The 13,337-nt window shown below is 70.9% G+C and carries 13 protein-coding genes and 1 pseudogene; 4 read left to right on the top strand and 10 right to left on the bottom strand.

The features are described from left to right. Positions 1-6 precede the first annotated feature (6 nt). Together BAY60_RS03975 and BAY60_RS03970 are read right to left on the bottom strand one after the other, a co-directional pair. Positions 7-522 carry a hypothetical protein gene (locus BAY60_RS03975; protein ID WP_112279439.1) on the bottom strand — a complete coding sequence of 172 codons (516 nt, stop codon included), beginning with the start codon at positions 520-522 and terminating at the stop codon, positions 7-9. A gap of 119 nt (positions 523-641) precedes the next feature. After that, positions 642-2,066 (bottom strand): DHA2 family efflux MFS transporter permease subunit, encoded by a 1,425-nt coding sequence (locus BAY60_RS03970; RefSeq protein WP_112279438.1) that lies wholly within the window; start codon positions 2,064-2,066, stop codon positions 642-644. A gap of 78 nt (positions 2,067-2,144) precedes the next feature. Between BAY60_RS03970 and BAY60_RS03965 the strand changes: the two genes are divergently transcribed. Further along, positions 2,145-2,537 (top strand): winged helix-turn-helix transcriptional regulator, encoded by a 393-nt coding sequence (locus BAY60_RS03965; RefSeq protein WP_112279437.1) that lies wholly within the window; start codon positions 2,145-2,147, stop codon positions 2,535-2,537. A 19-nt stretch (positions 2,538-2,556) separates the two neighbouring features. Here the strand turns inward: BAY60_RS03965 and BAY60_RS03960 are convergent, their stop codons facing one another. Continuing rightward, positions 2,557-3,135 carry a superoxide dismutase family protein gene (locus BAY60_RS03960; protein ID WP_112279436.1) on the bottom strand — a complete coding sequence of 193 codons (579 nt, stop codon included), beginning with the start codon at positions 3,133-3,135 and terminating at the stop codon, positions 2,557-2,559. Positions 3,136-3,294: 159 nt separating this feature from the next. Between BAY60_RS03960 and BAY60_RS03955 the strand changes: the two are divergent. Together BAY60_RS03955 and BAY60_RS03950 are read left to right on the top strand one after the other, a co-directional pair. Beyond that, positions 3,295-4,189, top strand: a pseudogene (locus BAY60_RS03955) (DMT family transporter). Further along, the gene (locus tag BAY60_RS03950; RefSeq protein ID WP_112279435.1) at positions 4,186-4,632 is read left to right on the top strand and encodes a DUF6328 family protein; all 447 of its coding nucleotides are present in this window, start codon (positions 4,186-4,188) and stop codon (positions 4,630-4,632) included. Before BAY60_RS03955 ends, BAY60_RS03950 begins: the two are co-directional and overlap by 4 nt. Positions 4,633-4,658: 26 nt before the next feature. Here the strand turns inward: BAY60_RS03950 and BAY60_RS03945 are convergent, their stop codons facing one another. The 6 genes from BAY60_RS03945 to BAY60_RS03920 form a co-directional block, all read right to left on the bottom strand. Beyond that, positions 4,659-5,693, bottom strand: a complete 1,035-nt coding sequence (locus tag BAY60_RS03945) for a LacI family DNA-binding transcriptional regulator (protein WP_112279434.1) — start codon at positions 5,691-5,693, stop codon at positions 4,659-4,661. After that, complete coding sequence (locus BAY60_RS03940; RefSeq protein WP_112279433.1) at positions 5,686-7,257, bottom strand: glycoside hydrolase family 13 protein; 1,572 nt, start codon at positions 7,255-7,257, stop codon at positions 5,686-5,688. The genes BAY60_RS03945 and BAY60_RS03940 overlap by 8 nt, the downstream gene beginning before the upstream one ends. Positions 7,258-7,269: 12 nt before the next feature. Continuing rightward, positions 7,270-8,097, bottom strand: coding sequence for a sugar ABC transporter permease (locus BAY60_RS03935; RefSeq protein WP_112279432.1), 828 nt, complete (start codon positions 8,095-8,097; stop codon positions 7,270-7,272). Further along, positions 8,094-9,086, bottom strand: a complete 993-nt coding sequence (locus BAY60_RS03930) for a carbohydrate ABC transporter permease (RefSeq protein ID WP_112279431.1) — start codon at positions 9,084-9,086, stop codon at positions 8,094-8,096. The genes BAY60_RS03935 and BAY60_RS03930 overlap by 4 nt, the downstream gene beginning before the upstream one ends. Further along, positions 9,083-10,384, bottom strand: a complete 1,302-nt coding sequence (locus tag BAY60_RS03925) for an extracellular solute-binding protein (protein ID WP_211330177.1) — start codon at positions 10,382-10,384, stop codon at positions 9,083-9,085. The genes BAY60_RS03930 and BAY60_RS03925 overlap by 4 nt, the downstream gene beginning before the upstream one ends. A 182-nt stretch (positions 10,385-10,566) precedes the next feature. After that, the gene (locus BAY60_RS03920; RefSeq protein WP_112279430.1) at positions 10,567-11,484 is read right to left on the bottom strand and encodes a trypsin-like serine peptidase; all 918 of its coding nucleotides are present in this window, start codon (positions 11,482-11,484) and stop codon (positions 10,567-10,569) included. A gap of 364 nt (positions 11,485-11,848) precedes the next feature. Between BAY60_RS03920 and BAY60_RS03915 the strand changes: the two genes are divergently transcribed. Beyond that, positions 11,849-12,289 carry an SPW repeat domain-containing protein gene (locus BAY60_RS03915; protein WP_146770971.1) on the top strand — a complete coding sequence of 147 codons (441 nt, stop codon included), beginning with the start codon at positions 11,849-11,851 and terminating at the stop codon, positions 12,287-12,289. On the opposite strand, the gene BAY60_RS03910 is transcribed toward BAY60_RS03915, so the two are convergent. Beyond that, positions 12,286-13,314, bottom strand: coding sequence for a hypothetical protein (locus BAY60_RS03910; RefSeq protein WP_112279428.1), 1,029 nt, complete (start codon positions 13,312-13,314; stop codon positions 12,286-12,288). The two genes, BAY60_RS03915 and BAY60_RS03910, sit on opposite strands and share 4 nt — an antisense overlap. Between the last annotated feature and the right edge of the window lie 23 nt (positions 13,315-13,337).

Genomic DNA, 13,337 nt, shown 5'->3' with positions numbered 1-13,337 from the left:
AGGACGTCACGCCGGTGTCGGCCGGGCCCCGTCCTCCACCGCCCGCCGGACCGCCAGCGCGAGGTGCTCGGCGTCCTCGGTCAGGCCGGTGATCACCACACCGCGGCCCTGGGCGAGTTTCACCTGCACGTTCACGTTCCCGCCCAAGGCGCGGGCCAGCGCGGTGTCCTTGCCGTTGTCGGTGATGCCGGTGACGTCGTCCCACCTCGCCACCCGGCGCTTGCCGCCGTAGACCTGGACCAGGCCGTGCTCGTACAGCTCGAATGCCTCACCGGCGCGTGTCAGGAACAGCACACCCTGCCATGCACCCATGAGCAGCAGCCCGCCACCGCAGCCCAGCAGGACGCTCGGCAGGACGTCGTCGCCGACGAGCGAGTTGCCGTAGGCGGGTAGCACGAGGATCACGCTCACCGGGGTGACGACCAGTCCCAGCAGGAGCAGCACCAGCGCATGGCGTCCACGACGGCCGTTGTCGGTCTCGTATCGCCCGGCAAGGGCGCCCAGGTCTCCGTCTTCGGTCACGATCCCGCCCCTCCTCGTCGGATGCGACACATCCTGGGCAGGACACTAAGGACGGTGCCCGCGACCGGTCCCCACCGTGGCCGCAACCGGCCACGGTGGGGTCCACCCGCGGTGGGAACTCATGCCGCCGCCACGGCCCGGGGTGCCTTCGCCGCCGGTGCGGGTCGCAGGGCGAGCGCCGCGAACACCAGCGTGACCAGCACGATGCCGGCCCCGATCCGGTAGGCGAGCTGGTAGCCGCCGAGCAGCGCCGCTGTCTCGTCGCTGCCCTGCCCGAGCAGCGTGGTGGTGCGGGTGGCCGACAGCACCGCCAGCACGGCGAGCCCGAGCGCGCCACCCACCTGCTGCGTCGTGTTGAACAGCCCGGAGGCGAGCCCGGAGTCCTCCGGCGTCGCGTCGGCCATGCCCAGTGCCATCAGCGCGGGCATCGCCATGCCGAAGCCGGTGCCGAGCAGGGCGAGCGCGGGCAGCACGTCGGCGATGTAGCTCGCGTCCGCGGGCGCGATGCCGAGCAGCGCGAGACCCGCGACCAGCAGCACCAGCCCGGCCAGGAGCACGCGCCACTCGCCGAAGCGCGTGTTCAGCCGCGCCGACACGCCCAGCGAGACGACGGCGATCGCGGCGGCGGTCGGCACCATCGCGAAGCCGGTCTCCCGCGCGCCGAGCCCGACGACCTCTCGCAGGTACAGCACCGTGGTGAACATGAACCCGAACATCGACGCCACGAGCAGGAACAGCGCGACGTTGGCGCCGGAGAGGCGGCGCGAACGGAACACGCGCAATGGCAGCAGCGGGTTCGCGGCCTTGGCCTGCCGCACCAGGAACGCCGCCAGCAGCGCCAGCCCGAGCGCGCCGAAGCCGAGCGTGTGCGCCGAGGCCCAGCCGTGCTCCTCGACCCGGATGATTGTGTAGACCAGCGTCATCAGTGCGCCGGTGACCAGCGCGGCACCCGGGACGTCCGCCCCCGCGCCGAGGCCCGTTCCGCGCTCGCGGTCGAGCAGCCGCAGCGCGAGTCCGAGCGCCACGAGCCCGATCGGCACGTTGACGAAGAAGATCCAGTGCCAGCTCACCACCTGGGTGATGAGCCCGCCCGCGAGCGTGCCGATGGTGCCGCCCGAGGCCTGCACGAAGCTGAAGGCGCCGATGGCCTTCGCGCGCTCGCGCGGCTCGGGGAACAGGGTGACGATCATGCCGAGGATCACGGCCGTCAGTGCCGCGGCGCCGATGCCCTGGACGAACCGGGCCACGACCAGCGCTCCGGATGTCCACGCCAGCCCGCACAGCACCGAGGCGGCGGTGAACACCACGAGCCCCGCGAGGAACACGCGCCTGCGCCCGAGCAGGTCGCCGAGCCGGCCGCCGAGCAGCAGCAGCCCGGCGAAGGCGATCAGGTAGGCGCCCGTGACCCACGCCAGCCCGGACTGGCTGAAGCCGAGGTCGCGCTGAATGGCGGGCAGGGACACGGCGACGATCGTCTCGTCGACGATCGCCATCAGCGCGCCCGCGCAGAGCACGGCGAGCGCGAGCCAGCGGGATCCGGTCATCGATGGGCTCCTTAGTGCACGATTTGTAACTGAGCCCATCCTGTGTGACTATCGGGTGGCGCGGAAGGAGGCACTTTGATGTCCCAGAGTCACACCGATGTGTCCGCCGAGGTCATCGAGGCGGAGGCGTGCCCGGTCGCCGAGGTCCTCGATCACGTGGCGGGCAAGTGGAGCATCGGCATCATCGTCGCGGCGGCACACGGCCCGGTGCGGTTCACGGAGCTGGAGCGCGCGATCAACGGCATCAGCAGGCGGATGCTGACCCTGACGCTGCGCAAGCTCGAGCGCGACGGCCTCCTGCAGCGCACCGTCTACCCGACCGTGCCGCCGAAGGTCGAGTACGAGCTCACCGACATGGCCAGGGAGCTGCACTCGACCCTCGCCAGCCTCACGGACTGGGCGGAACGGCACCGCCACGCCATCGCGGCCGCCCGCGCCGCCTACGACGCCACGGCCGGGCAGCCGGTCTGAGCGGTCACTTCGCCCGCGGTCAGAAGTCGACGTTGAGGCAGGCGAGCCGCGGGCCCGCCGAGCCCGCCTCGCCGGGGGCCGTCGACGTGTGGTGGTCGTGGATCACGACGGATTCGGGGCGGCGCTCACCGAACGTCCAGTCCACCCTGGACGCCGCGAATCCGGTGCCCGCGGCGTTGGTGGTGAAGTCCAGCCAGATCTCGTTCTCGGGGTTGGCGTAGGCCGGGTCGTCCGAGGGGCCCTGCACGTGCTGGAAGTGCGGCCCCGCCGCCTCACCGGTCGGCCCGCACGGCTTGGTGTGCACGTGGGCGCCGTAGGCCCGGTTCGGCACGAGTCCGTGCACGCCGAGCTTGGTGATCGTGCCGAGGTGGGACCGCGTCACCGACAGCACACCGGCCATCGCGCCCTCGGGCACCAGGGTCTCGTCGTAGGTGACGGCCGCCTGGCCGGGGCCGTACGCGGCGAAGGTGCCGTGCGCGATCGTCGTCTTTCCGGGTGCGCCTTCCTGTTGCGCGCCCGCCTGTCCCGTGCCGGCGAGCAGGGCCGCCGCGAGGGCAGTGACGGTGAGGGTCAGGGACCGGGTTCTGAAATGCCTCATCTGTCGTTCTCTACGAGACCCGGGGAAGGCCCGCAACCGGATCACACGAGCGGGTGATCCCAGTCCGTGACACAGCGGGGCGCCGCGACCCCGCGCGGCTCGTAGCCTGAACGCGTGACCGACACTGGTGGGGAAGGCAGGACGGACCGGACCTGGCTCGTGGCGCTCGCGGCGGCGCTGTGGGGCACGGACGGGTTACTCCGCCTGCCGCTGGCCGACGAGCTCGCCGCGGGCACGGTGGTCTTCTGGGAGCACCTGCTGGTCGTGGTCGTGCTGCTGCCGCTGCTGCCCTCGGCGCTGCGGGCGCTCGCCCGGTGCGGGCCGCGGGAATGGCTTGCCGTGCTCGTCATCGGCGGCGGGGCTTCCGCGCTGGCGACCGCGCTGTTCACCGCCGCGTTCCAGCTCGGCGATCCCGTGACGCCGCTCGTGCTGCAGAAACTCCAGCCGCTGTTCGCCGTGTTCGCCGCCTGGCTCCTGCTCGGTGAGCGGATCAGGCCCGGCTTCGTGCTCTTCGCCGTGCCCGCGCTGGCCGGAGCCTGGCTGCTCGCCTTCGCCGACCCGTTCGACGTGCAGGTCGCCGCTGTGCGCGCGGCCCTGCTGGCACTCGGCGCCGCTGCGCTGTGGGCGGCGGGCACCGTGCTCGGCAGGCTGGTGTCGGCGCGGCTGCGCTGGCGTGACGTGACGGTGCTGCGGTTCACCGTCGGACTTCCCGTCGCGGCGGTGATCGTGGCCGTGCGGGGCGACGACGTCACGGTGGGCTGGGACAACGCCGTCGGCCTCGGCCTGCTCGCCCTCGTGCCGGGCCTGCTGGCGCTGAGCCTGTACTACGTGGGCCTGAGCGCCACGCCCGCCGCCCGCGCGACCCCTGGCCGAGCTCGCCTTCCCCGCGACGGCCGCGCTCATCGGCGTCTCCGTGCTCGGTGAGACCCTGTCGGTGACGCAGTGGCTCGGCCTCGCCGTCGTGGTCACGTCGGTGACCGCACTCGGCTGGCACGAGCGGACCCGGCGCACCCGCGCTGTCGTGGAGCCCCGACCGCTGGAGGTGGTCCCGTGACCGAGACCGGAGAACCGCGGCACCAGCAGCTGGCGCGCAACGTCAACGAGCTGCTCGGCGAGCTGCGCGTCGCCCAGGCGGGGGTGCAGATCCTCTTCGGCTTCCTGCTCGCCGTGGCCTTCACCGGCACCTTCCGCGACGCGAGCGGCTTCGAGAAGGTGCTGCACCTGGTGACCGTGCTGTTCACGGCCTCGGCCACGGCCCTGCTCACCGCACCCGCCGTGTGGCATCGCGTGCTGTTCCGCGCGGGCCGCCGCACGCAGATCCTGCGGGTGGGCAACCGGCTCGTGGTGGCAGGGCTGGTGTGCCTTTCGATCGCGGTGACCCTCACGGTGGCGCTCATCGTGAAGGTGATCTTCGGCCCGGTGCTGATGGCCGTGTTCGCGATCTTCGTCGGGAGCCTGTTCGTGGTGCTGTGGTTCCTGATCCCCCGCAAGCTGTGAGGTGCCGGGCCGCCTCATGGCGCCGGTCAGGGCCGGGGGCACGCGGCCGTCGAGCCGCGCACCACCAGCTCCGGCTGGAACAGGTACTCACCCGTGGGCACGGGTTTGCCCGCGATCTCGTCCAGCAGCGTGCGCACGGCGGCCGTCGTCATCGCCGACACCTGCTGCTGGATGGTGGTCAGCGGCGGGTCGGTGAACGCGATCAGCGGCGCGTCGTCATAGCCGACCACCGAGAAGTCCCTCGGTACCGCAAGCCCTCGCTTGCGCGCGACGCGAATCGCGCCGAGCGCCATGAGGTCGCTGCCGCACACCACGGCCGTGCAGCCCTGTTCCAGCAGGAACCACGCCGCCGAGTGCCCGCCCTCCACGGAGAAGAGCGAGTGCACGATGAGCTTGTCCACGTCGTCCGGGCTGCCCATGACCGGCGCCATCAGCCTGCGGAACTCGGCGGCCTTGCGCTGGGCGGGCACGAACCGTTCCGGGCCGACGGCCAGCCCGATGCGTTCGTGACCCAGCTCGCGCAGGTGCGTGATCGCCAGCTGCACGGCGGTGCCGTCGTCATCGGAGAAGAACGGCGCCCGCACGCCCGGCGCGTAGCCGTTGACGAACACCACCGGCAGGCCCGACGCCACGAGCCGGGTGTAGCGCTCGTGGTCGGCGGTGGTGTCGGCGTGCAGCCCGGCGACGAACACGATGCCCGCCACGCCACGGTCGGTGAGGGTCTCGATGAACTCGTCCTCGCTCGCGCCGCCCGGCGACTGCGTGCACAGCACCGACGTGTATCCGCGCATCACCAGCGTCCGGTCGATGACCTGGGCGAACGCCGGGAAGATCGGGTTGTCCAGCTCGGGGATGATGAGCCCGATCAGCCCTGCGCTGCGCTGGCGGGCGCGGCTCGGCCGTTCGTAGCCGAGCTCGTCCATGGCCGTGAGCACCGCCTGGCGGGTCGCCGCCGCGACCCCCGGCTTGCCGTTGAGCACGCGGCTCACGGTGGCCTCGCTGACCTTCGCCCGCTCGGCGATGTCGGTGAGCCGCACCGTCTCGAGGGCTCTGTCAGGCATGCGCGTCTCCGGTCCACCACGCCGCGCTGTCCGGCGGCAACTGGACGGTGTCCTCCGCCGGATCGAACTCGGACTCGTCGGTACTGCTCAACAGTAGCCGTCCCGGCCGGGGAACCGGGGCGGGCGAGGAGCCGAAGTTGACCGTGCAGGTGAACCCGGGTTCCCTGCGGAAGGCCAGCACCTCGGGGCCGCGGTCCAGCCACACCAGCCCGCCGTCCGGTATCCCGCGCCGAAGCCGCAGGGCCTCGCGGTACAGCGACAGCATCGAGTGCGGATCGTCCCGCTGCGCCTCGACGGTGAGCGCCGCCCACTCCGCGGGCTGCGGCAGCCACGCCGACGTGCCGAACCCGAACGGCGGCGCCTCGCCCGACCACGGCATCGGCACCCGGCAGCCGTCGCGGCCCCGGTCGGTGTGGCCGGAGCGCTCCCACACGGGATCGGCCAGCACCTCCTCCGGCAGGTCGGTCACCTCGTCAAGCCCCAGCTCCTCGCCCTGGTAGACATACGCGGAACCGGGCAGAGCCAGCGTCAGCAGCGCCGCCGCCCGCGCCCTGCGCCGCCCCAGGTCGCCGCCGCCGAAGCGGGTCACGTGCCGCTCGATGTCGTGATTGGACAGTACCCAGGTGCTCGCCGCGCCCACGCCCGCCACGGCGGCCAGGGACTCGTCGACGGCGGTGCGGAACCGCTGTGCCGACCAGTCCGCCTGCGCGTAGGCGAAGTTGAACGCCTGGTGCAGCTCGTCCGGCCGCACGTAGCGGGCGAGCCGGTCGGCGCTGCGCACCCACGCCTCCGCAACCCCGATGCGCTCGCCGGGGTAGGAATCGAGGATCTTGCGCCACTCCCGGTAGATCTCGTGCACGCCGTCCTGGTCGAAGTAGGGCAGCTCGGCGGTGGTGAGCAGCTTGATCTGGCCGGTGCGGCCCGTGTCGGGCAGTCCGTCGGCCTTCACCAGCCCGTGCGCGACGTCGACCCGCACACCGTCCACGCCACGGTCGAGCCAGAACCGCAGGATGCTCTCGAACTCGGCGTGCACCTCGGGGTGCTTCCAGTTCAGGTCCGGCTGGGCGGGGTCGAACAGGTGCAGGTACCACTGCCCGTCCGGAACGCGGGTCCACGCGGGCCCGCCGAAGACCGACTCCCAGTCGTTCGGCGGACCGCCGCCGGGGGCGCTGTCGCGGAACAGGTAGCGCGCGCGGGCTTCGGAGCCCGGGGGCGAGGCCAGCGCCTCGGCGAACCACGGATGTTCCGACGAGGTGTGGTTGGGCACCAGGTCGACGATGACCCGGAGACCGCGGTCGTGGGCCTCGCCGATCAGTGCCTCCGCGTCGGCGAGGCGGCCGAACAGCGGGTCCACCTCCCGGTAGTCGGCGACGTCGTAGCCGCCGTCGGCCATCGGCGAGACGTAGAACGGCGTGAGCCACAGCGCGTCCACCCCGAGGTCGGTGAGGTGGCCCAGCCTGGCGCGCACCCCGTTGAGGTCGCCGACACCGTCCCCGCTGGCGTCGGCGAAGCTGCGCACGTAGATCTGGTAGATCACCGCGGTCTGCCACCAGTTCGAACCCAAAACACGTTCCCTTCAGTTCTTGACCCCGCCGGCGGTCAGACCGGCGACGAGATGGCGTTGGACTCCGAAGAACACGACGGCCGCGGGCAGCATCACCAGCACCGAGCCCGCCGTGAGCAGCCCCCACTCCGCCTTGAAGTCGCTGACGAACGTGGCCATGCCCACCGGCAGCGTGTAGTGACCCTCGCTCTGCAGGAACACCCCGGCGAAGGCGACCTCGCCCCAGGCCGTGATGAACGAGTAGAAGACCGTCACCGAGATCCCCGGCCTGGCCAGCGGCACGATCAGCCGCCAGAACGTGCCGAACGGGCTCAGCCCGTCGATGCGGCCCGCCTCGTCGATGGACACCGGGATGGTGTCGAAGTACCCCTTGAGCATCCACGCGCAGTACGGCACCGCGATGGTGCACTGCGCGAGGATCAGCCCGGCATAGGAGTCGAGCAACCCGAGCCGCGCCATCACGTTGTACAGCGGCACGATCAGCACCGCGGCCGGGAACATCTGCGTCACCAGGAACGTCCACATCAGCGGCCGCTGCCCGGGAAACCGCATGCGCGAGGCCGCGTAGCCCGCGGTGGCCGCTATGAGCACGCCGAGCACCGTGGTGCCCGCCGCCACCAGCAATGAGTTGGCGAACCATGTCGCGAACTGCGTGTCGCCGAGGACCTGGCCGAAGTTGTCCAGGCCCAATGTGCCCAGCTCGCCGGGGCGCGACCAGGTGTCCCGCTCGGTCTTCAGCGCGGTCAGCGCCACCCACGCCACGGGGAACACCGCGATGACGCTGGCGCCGACCAGGATGGTGTGCAGCCCGGTGGACGCCAGCTTGCCGCGTGTCCTCATCCGAGCACCTCCCCGGTGTGCCGCTGGAGCCATCGGCGGTAGAACGACGCGAACACCACGAGCATCGACGCGATGATCGCGCCGTAGGTGGCCGCGCCCGCGTAGTCGCGGATTCCCTGGAACGCCCGCTCGTACGCCTCGGTGACCAGGATGTTCGTCGCTCCGCCCGGTCCGCCGCCGGTGAGCAGCGCGATGACGGGGAACTGGTTGAACGTCCAGATGGTGCCGAGCAGGAGCACCGTGCCCGACACCGGCCGCAGGCCGGGCAGCGTCACGGCCCGGAACCGCTGCCACGGCGAGGCGCCGTCCATCTCGGCCGCCTCGTAGAGCTCCCTCGGCACGGTCTGCAGGCCACCGAGCAGCGCGACCATCATGAACGGCACGCCGAGCCAGACGTTGACCATGATCACCGAGACCTTGGCAGCCAGCGGTTCGCCCAGCCAGTCCACCGCGGAGACGCCGGCCATGCCGAGCAGTGTGTTGAGCACGCCGCCCTGCTCGTTGAGGATCAGCCGCCAGCCGAAGGCCGCGACGAACGGCGGCACCGCCCAAGGCAGGATCAGCAGCATCCGGTACAGCGTTCGCAGCCGCAGGGCCCGGTTGAGCAGCAGGGCCAGTCCGAGGCCGAGTCCGTAGTGCAGCGTCACGCAGACGACGGTCCACTGCACCGTCCACAGTAGCCTCGGATAGAACGCGCCGTCGGCGCCGGAGAGCACCTCGACGTAGTTGTCGAGTCCGACGAACGAGTAGGTCGCGGGGATCTCGTTGACACCGATGGTGCGGCCGCTGTTCAGCTCCGTGGCGTCGGTGAGCGACAGGTGGATGCCACGCGCCAGCGGCAGCAGCACGAGCACGGTGATGACCAGCACCACCGGTGCCACCATCGCCCAGGCGTACCAGTGCCTGGCGAGCCTTGTGCGCAACGCGCGCCGGGGCGGTGCCGGTGGCGGTGCCACGCCGGCGTGGGTTGCGGCCGTGACGGTCGTCATGACTCGAAGCCGGGCACCGCGCCGTCGGCCTTGCGCTGCGCCTGGTCCAGACCGTCCGCAATGGACACCTGGTTGCCGAGGATGCGCTCGTAGAACGGCGTGAAGATGTCGTAGAGGTCACCGGCGCCAGGTGCGGGCGGGCGGGGCTTGGCGTCTTCCAGCGGCTGCTGGAACGCGGCGATCACGTCGTTGCCCGCGACTTCGGGCCGCGGGTAGACGGACTTCCGCGTGGGCAGGGTGTTGTTGCGCGAGGCGACGAGGGCCTGGCTGTCCGGCGAGTTCAGGAACCTGACGAACAGGTACGACGCCGCGAGGTCGGGCGAGCCCGCGTAGACGACGAGGTTGTGGCCGCCGACGGGACCACCCTGTCCCTTCGGGCCTGCCGGGACCGGCGCGACGCCCAGGTTCTCCTTGTCGGCGAAGGCGTTGCCGGTGAGCACGTCGGACACCGCCCACGGCCCGTTGAGGATCATGCCGACCTTGCCGCTCTTGAAGCCGTCCATCATGTTGGTGTACTTGTTCGCGCTCGTGTCGGTGGCGCCGATGCCGTCGGCGGTCAGTTCCCGCACGGTCTCGATGGCCGAGGCGACCTCGGGGCTGTCGATCGTCACCTTCCTGGCATCGAGATCCACCAGGTCGGCGCCCTCGCCGTAGACGAAGGGCAGCAGGAAGTAGGAGTCGGCGTTGAGGAACACGCCGGTGGTGCCGGGTACGGCGCGCTCGATCCGTTGCGCGGCGCTCTTCAACTCGGCCCACGTCTCCGGGGGCTCGGCGATGCCGGCCTTGGCGAAGTGCTCCTTGTTGTAGAGCAGGGCGAGGGTGTCGGTGACCTCGGGAACACCGTAGGTCCTGCCGTCGTAGGAGTTGCTCTGGTGCGGCACGGGCAGGTAGTCGTCGGCGCCGTCGAGTGCCGGTGTGCCGTCGAGTGGCTGCAGGTAGCCGAGCGCGGCGAAGGTGGGGGTCCAGCCGACATCGGCGCGCATGACGTCGGGCGCACCGTCGCCTGCCTGGGCCGCGGTCTTGAACTTGTCGTCGGCGCCGTCGAAGGGCACGTTGACGTACTCGACGTCGATGTTCGGGTACTGCTTCTCGAAACGGGCCACCAGCTCCTTGAAGGCGGGCGCCTCGTTGGTCGCGTCGGAGGTGTCCCACCAGGTGACGGTGCCGGAGACGGACTGGGGGTCGGTGGCGGCCTGCTCGGCGGCGCCGCTCTGGTCGGCGCCGTCCCCGCCGCAGCCCGCCACCGTGAGCGCGGCCGTCGTGGCCAAGGCCAGCGCGATTCTGCTGGAGATTCTCATGGCTCTCCTCGTTGAGACCGGGGGTGACGCAGAACGGTAGCGAGGAGAGTCGATGCTTGCAAGCTCTTGCAGAAACTTTCAGTCAGGTGATTTCATGCCGGTGCCGGTCGGTCGGTGCCTTTGCCGACACAGAGCGCTCCCCGGAGCGCGCGTGGCGCCCCGGGGAGCGGAACGGTTCGCGGTCAGGCGGTGGCCGCCGCGTTGTAGACGGACTGGATGGTGGAGCCGAAGTACGGCCCGTACATGGTGTTCGGGTCGGCGGTGTACTTGAAGCTGTTCACCGAGTTGATGCGACCGCTGGTCAGCCAGCCGCCGCCGGACGAGCCGCCGGTCATGTCACAGGTCAGGCCCTGGTCGTTCGAGCCGCCGAACGTGTCGGGGCGCGCCGTGCCGGAGCAGGAGTACAGGGTCTGGCCGTTGAACGGCGGGGCCGCGGGGTAGCCGTAGGCGGTGTAGCTCAGGCCGCGCGCGAGGTTGAACGCGATCGGGTACGAGCCGACGACGCCGGTGAGGCTCTGGCCGCTGGAGTTCTCGTTCAGCACGGCGAAGCCGACGTCGTAGTTGAAGTCGCCGGAGTTGGCCCACGCCGAGGTGGTGAAGAGCCGCTCGGCGGTCCACGTGCCGTAGGGCCGGGAGCCGTTGTTGTACGCGGGTACGAACGCGAAGTTCGTGGCGAACGCGCCGGGTCCCTCGTTGAGGCAGTGCCCCGCGGTGGTCACCACGTCACCGTTGCTGCTGCTGGTCGCGGTGCCGGAGCAGACGTAGTTCTGCCCGCCGAGGGTGAAGAACACCTTGCCCAGCCTCGGCTGGGGCGACTCGGGGACGGCGGCGGCCCTCGCCTTCTTCGCCGCCGCCTTGGCGGGCGCCTTGCCGCCGGTGAACCGGCTCTCGGCCGGTTTCGCCGACTTCATCCGCGCGGGCGTCCAGTACGCCTCGACGCGGTCTTGCTCGCTGTCGGTGGTCGCTGCCTGGTGGCGGACCACCCCCACACTGGCCGCCGCGTCCGCGGATGGCGCGGCAACGGCGGGGCCGGCCAGGGCCGCCGACCCGCCCACCAGGGCAAGGCCCGCGATCAGAGTCCGAATGAGAGGTCTCTTCATGATGTTGATCTCTCCCGATAGTGTGAAAATCACCGAGCAGGGTTGACGGTGATGGCCCTGGACGCTAGCCGCGTCGAACGGTCGAGGTGCAGTCTTGAAATCCGAGCCGGCTTCGGTTATTGATTCACGACATACCGGCACAGATCACCCGCCGGGCGTACGACCAAAGGCGGGGGTGCGGGCACCGGGGGCCAGGTTCGGCGTCGTGCCCGCGAGAGACGCGTCATACCGCGTTAGGAAAACGTATTGATCGCTGCGTCGGGCTCACCGCGGGGCGCACAATCAGCAATGGTTCACGTCCCGGCGCCGTGACGGGTTCGGACACGAATACGAACAATTGGCGACAATTGGTGAGGAGTCCGGCATGTCGAACAGCGCAGCGTCCGCACGTCATTTCTGGACCGGTCCGGCCACGGAAGGCCGGATGACGCCCAGCCTGCCCAGTTCCCTGATGTTCCTGTGCGCCGTGTGGCTCGGCTTCGCGCCGTTCGCCCTGCACTACGGCTTCCCCGGCTACTCGGCGGCCGTGGACACCAACGACGTCGTGGTCGCGCTCGTCGTCGGCGCCATCGCCCTGTTCCGGGTCGTGGCGCCCCGGGACCTCCCGTGGCTGAGCCTGGTCAACGCCGCGCTCGGCGTGTGGCTGGTGGCGGGCGCCTTCCTGCTCGACCACTCCGCGGCGAGGCAGGCCGGGGCGGCCGTCGCCAACGACGTGGTGCTCGGCGTGCTGCTGGCGGCGCTGGGCACGCTCAGCGCCGCGCTGACCTACCGCCAGCGCGCCGCGGAACGAACCCAGGCCCGCTAGGGGAGGTCCTCGGTGTCCTCGTCGGCGAGGTAGGGGTGCAGCGCCACCGCGTCCGTCACGTGCGGGCGTGGGCGGAACCATTCCTCGGGCGCCGGGGAAACGCTGTCCTGCTCGTAGAGCAATTCGTGTTCGTCGCTGTCGAAAGCGTGCTCGTCGAAAATGCGCAGAATGTCCGCAACGCGGTCTTCGTCCAGTACGTCGGCGAGGTCGAGTTCGATTTCCGCGCGTGATTTCGCCAGCTGCAGGGCGAGCGCCTCGGCCACGCACAGTGGTGCCGTCCAGCCCGGCTGGGTGAGGCGGTGTCCCAGGATGGAGGTGGCGACGACGAACTGCTTGGCGAACAGCGCCGTGTAACCGCTCGCGTGCTGCTGCGGCAGCTCGTCGAGGGCCCAGAGCACCTCCACCTCGTCGGCGGTGGTGTCCTCGTCCTCCAGCATCTGGATGTCGCCGAACAGCTCGTCGGTGAGCATCTCGACGCCGTGCATCAGCGCGCCCGCGACGTAGCGCGCCTCCTCGGCCGTCACCTGGCCGTCGGCGGCGTGGCCGAAGGCGTCGAGGCCGAACGCGCGCAGCTGCCCCGCGGCCTCGAGCAGCCGGGCCCGGCGCTGCTCGATCTCCTCCTCGGTCAGGCCCTCCGGCTCCTCGTCGGCGTCGCCGGCCTCGGGCTCCTCCTCGGCGGCGAGCGCGCTCTCCAGCTGGTCGTCGGTCGCGGTGACCGCGCAGTGTTTGACCTGCCAGCCCGTCAGCAGCTCGGTCTCGGCCAGCAGCTGCTCCAGCACCGCCCTGGTGGCGTCCTCGGCGAAGACGAGCGCGGGCGCGTCGAGCAGCCAGCTCACGTTCGCCCCCGCCAGGTGCGCGTGGATCGAGTGTTCGACGGGCGTGATCTCCACGCCGTCGGGGCCCTCGATGCTCGCGAGGCGGCTCAGCCGCGTGTCGAGCAAGGACACCACGCCCACCTGCTGCAACGGGTCCAGGTCGGGGCCTCCGGCAGGCGAGGTCAGTTCCGCGGTGAGTAGGTACTCCACGGTGCGCAGTGTGGCACGAGCCG

It is taken from the genome of Prauserella muralis (assembly GCF_003202285.1).
Lineage (GTDB): Bacteria > Actinomycetota > Actinomycetes > Mycobacteriales > Pseudonocardiaceae > Prauserella_B > Prauserella_B muralis.
The sequence above is the reverse complement of the archived record's forward strand: the minus strand, read 5'-3'. Positions and strand labels throughout refer to the sequence as shown.

Coding starts and splice junctions, on each gene's coding strand:
- BAY60_RS03970 (WP_112279438.1), bottom strand. CDS start 2,066: ATGACCGGATCCCGCTGGCTCGCGCTCGCCGTGCTCTGCGCGGGCGCG.
- BAY60_RS03965 (WP_112279437.1), top strand. CDS start 2,145: ATGTCCCAGAGTCACACCGATGTGTCCGCCGAGGTCATCGAGGCGGAG.
- BAY60_RS03960 (WP_112279436.1), bottom strand. CDS start 3,135: ATGAGGCATTTCAGAACCCGGTCCCTGACCCTCACCGTCACTGCCCTC.
- BAY60_RS03945 (WP_112279434.1), bottom strand. CDS start 5,693: ATGCCTGACAGAGCCCTCGAGACGGTGCGGCTCACCGACATCGCCGAG.
- BAY60_RS03935 (WP_112279432.1), bottom strand. CDS start 8,097: ATGAGGACACGCGGCAAGCTGGCGTCCACCGGGCTGCACACCATCCTG.
- BAY60_RS03930 (WP_112279431.1), bottom strand. CDS start 9,086: ATGACGACCGTCACGGCCGCAACCCACGCCGGCGTGGCACCGCCACCG.
- BAY60_RS03925 (WP_211330177.1), bottom strand. CDS start 10,384: ATGAGAATCTCCAGCAGAATCGCGCTGGCCTTGGCCACGACGGCCGCG.
- BAY60_RS03920 (WP_112279430.1), bottom strand. CDS start 11,484: ATGAAGAGACCTCTCATTCGGACTCTGATCGCGGGCCTTGCCCTGGTG.
- BAY60_RS03915 (WP_146770971.1), top strand. CDS start 11,849: ATGTCGAACAGCGCAGCGTCCGCACGTCATTTCTGGACCGGTCCGGCC.